This is a genomic window from Acidithiobacillus sp., assembly GCF_023255755.1.
Taxonomy (GTDB): domain Bacteria; phylum Pseudomonadota; class Gammaproteobacteria; order Acidithiobacillales; family Acidithiobacillaceae; genus Acidithiobacillus.
Genome location: NZ_JAGDVS010000111.1, coordinates 1 through 3,094 on the forward strand (window position 1 = coordinate 1; position 3,094 = coordinate 3,094).

Genomic DNA, 3,094 nt, shown 5'->3' on the forward strand with positions numbered 1-3,094 from the left:
ACCAGATGGGGCGATTCCTGCTCTGGCCGGGCCGTAACTGCTTTTTTTAGGTTCATATATCCAAACAGACTATTCCGCGTTTCATCGACAATGGGAACCACCTCGACCAGCGGTTTGCCACCCATGTTGATTACCAGCCGCTGATGAGTGGTGGCGACTTCGTCAATCCACTTCAGGCAATTAGCCGTGAACTCGGCAATGTCAATGTTCATGGGATTTTTCAGCTATTCCTTGAGGCAGCCACATTGATTCACACCGGTCCAGGTAACCATGCAGAGAGAAGTTTCACCTGTCGGGTGTGTGCTCGAGAATCAAGCGCTCTTTTCCATGGCGATGGCCACGCGCCCTCGCCAAAGACGCATCCAGCCGGATCAACATTTCTCGGGCTTCCACATACACACCCGTTGCCCAGGCCTCTTCCCGTGCCCGTAAGCCGCGAGCCACAAAGCCCCGCCGCGTTTCCAGAGGGTGGATATTCTGAATGAACGGCTCCGTCTTACCCCTCCCCCTCATCCCCATCCTCGCCCGCATGCCGCTCGCCCTTCAGGGCAATACTCAGATTCTTCAGCTTGCGATAGAGATGCGTGCGCTCCAGCCCCACCACTTCCGCCGTTCGCGCGATATTCCACTCGTTACGCGCCAGATGGTATTCGAGGAAGGCACGCTCAAAGCGCTCCCGCGCGCGCTTCAGGGTGCCGCCAAAATCTTCCCCGTCGAAATTAGTGTTGGCGAGGACGAGGCGATTATCCAGACCCAGCGCCCCCTCCACCTCTTCCGCGCTGATCTCCGGTCCTTCCGCCAGAATCAGCAGTCGTTCCACCAGATTTTGCAATTCGCGGACATTGCCCGGCCAGGGATAATGCCGCAGCACATCCAGGGTTTCCGGGGCAAAGTGGCGCGCGGCCAAGCCATCGCGGGCGCCATAAAAGCGTACAAACTCTTCTATCAGTGTCGGAATATCTGCGCTCCGCGCGGACAGCGGCGGCACCTTGAGGGGCAGGGCGCTGAGGCGGTAGTAGAGATCGCTGCGGAACTGCCCGCTCTGCACCGCGTGCGCCAAATCCTGCGCGCTTCCGGCGATAACGCGCACATCCACCGGCACGGGCGTCGTCCCGCCCACCCGGATGATGCGCCGCTCCTGCAAGGCCGAGAACAGCCGCGCCTGGGTTTCCAGGTCCATGTCGGCAATTTCGTCGATGAAGAGCGTGCCGCCATGGGCCACTTCCAGACGCCCGCGGGTCAGTTTGCCATGATCTTCATTGCCGAAGAGCTCAATGGCGACATTGGGGCGAGCGATGGCGGCGGCACGCAGATCCACGAAAGGCCCCTGTGCCCGTCGGCTTTGCCGGTGCAAATAACGCGCGGCCACTTCCTTACCGCTACCCGGCTCGCCCAGCAGCAACGCCCAGGAATCCACCGCTGCCACCCGCTGCAACTGTTCGCGAAACTGGCGGATCGCCGGGCTCTCGCCGCTTGGCCGCTCTACCCAGCCGGCCTGCGCGCGCAGGTCGCGGTTCTCGCGCTGCAAGCGACTGGATTCCAGGGCATGGGTGACGGTAAGCAGGGTCTTGTCCAGCGACAGCGGCTTTTCGATAAAGTCATAGGCGCCCAGCTTAGTCGCCTGCACCGCCGTTTCGATGGTGGCGTGCCCGGACATCATCACCACCGGCTGCTCCAGACCCGCTTCGGCCCAGCGCCGCAAGAGGCTGACGCCGTCCTCACCCGGCATCCAGATATCGAGGAGGACGAGGTCCGCCATCTGATCACGCAGCAGCACTTCGGCGGCTTCCGCACTTCCCGCGGTATGCACGCTGTAGCCTTCGTCTTCCAGAATTTCTGCCAGGGTCGCGCAGATATCGGGTTCGTCATCCACCACCAGAATATTCAATCGTGCCTCTTCCATGCCGCCTCCTGAACGCTTGCTTCAACCCAACGGAAAATCGATAACGATACGCGCACCGCCCTGCAAACCCTGATTATCGGCAATAATCAGCCCGCCGTGCTCCTCAACGATACGCCGGACGATGGCGAGACCCAGCCCAGAACCCTTCACCTTGCTGGTGACATAGGGCTCAAAAACCCGCGCCAGCAACTCGGCCGGGAAGCCGGGTCCGTCATCCAACACACTCAACTCTAGCACCTTTGCCGGGCCGGCGTCCGTCAAACGGGTGCGAATCAGGATATGCTTACCATCAGAAGATTCTATGCCACCCTGTAGAGCATCCATGGCATTACGCAAGAGATTGTTGAGGATCTGGCGCAGGCGATGCACATCGGCCCGCAGGGGGGGCAGGCCCGCACCCAGTTCAGCCCGAATCTCCACCCCGCTCTCTTGCCCGCGATACAGGTCGAGCACGTCCAGAATCAGCGTGTTCAGATCGAGCGGGCGCAACTCCAATTGCGGCTGCCGGGCATACTCCGAGAAGGCATCCACCATCACCTTGAGGGCATCCACCTGATGGATGATGGTGCGGGTGGCACGATCCAGGGTCTCCCCCTCATCGCCAAGGCGTTCCAGATATTTGCGCCGCAGCCGCTCGGCGGAGAGCTGAATGGGGGTGAGCGGGTTCTTGATCTCGTGGGCCAGACGCCGCGCCACCTCACTCCAGGCGGCACTGCGCTGGGCGGCGACCAGTGTGCTGATGTCGTCAAAAACCAGTACGAAACCCCGACTACCGGCATCATCCGCAAAATGCGCGCCATGCACGATAATGGTTTGTGGCCCGTCGGAGCGCTCGATCTGCAACTCTTTCTGCATCCCGTTACGGGGGTGTTCCACCCAGTCCGCCACCAGCTTCCACAGGGGCTCCAGCGCGGTGCCGTCATGCAACGCATCCAGCGCACTGCCCCTGGGCAAATCCTCCTGAAGGATATGGGTCGCCGCAGCGTTGACCTCGGCCAAATGGTTTTCGCCATCAAAGGTCAGGATGCCGCTGGAAATCTGTCCGAGCACGGTCTCCAGGTACAGCCGCCGCTGCTCCGCCTGCTCCTGCGCCGCCGCCGCCTGCTGCTTGGCCCGCGCCAGTTGTCGGGTCATATTGTTGAACGAATGTATCAGGACACCCAGCTCGTCGTGACTCGCCACCGTCTGCAG

The 3,094-nt window shown here is 61.2% G+C and carries 3 protein-coding genes and 1 pseudogene; all 4 read right to left on the reverse strand.

Annotated features, from left to right (window positions below; genetic code table 11):
- Positions 1-212 (reverse strand): annotated as a pseudogene (locus tag Q0C48_RS07720) (hypothetical protein); the annotation flags it as partial.
- Positions 213-285: 73 nt separating this feature from the next.
- Positions 286-513 carry a hypothetical protein gene (locus tag Q0C48_RS07725; protein WP_291523116.1) on the reverse strand — a complete coding sequence of 76 codons (228 nt, stop codon included), beginning with the start codon at positions 511-513 and terminating at the stop codon, positions 286-288.
- Positions 497-1,903 carry a sigma-54 dependent transcriptional regulator gene (locus Q0C48_RS07730; protein WP_291523118.1) on the reverse strand — a complete coding sequence of 469 codons (1,407 nt, stop codon included), beginning with the start codon at positions 1,901-1,903 and terminating at the stop codon, positions 497-499. The genes Q0C48_RS07725 and Q0C48_RS07730 overlap by 17 nt, the downstream gene beginning before the upstream one ends.
- A 21-nt stretch (positions 1,904-1,924) precedes the next feature.
- A partial coding sequence (locus tag Q0C48_RS07735) for an ATP-binding protein (RefSeq protein ID WP_291523120.1) occupies positions 1,925-3,094 on the reverse strand: 1,170 nt, incomplete at its 5' end.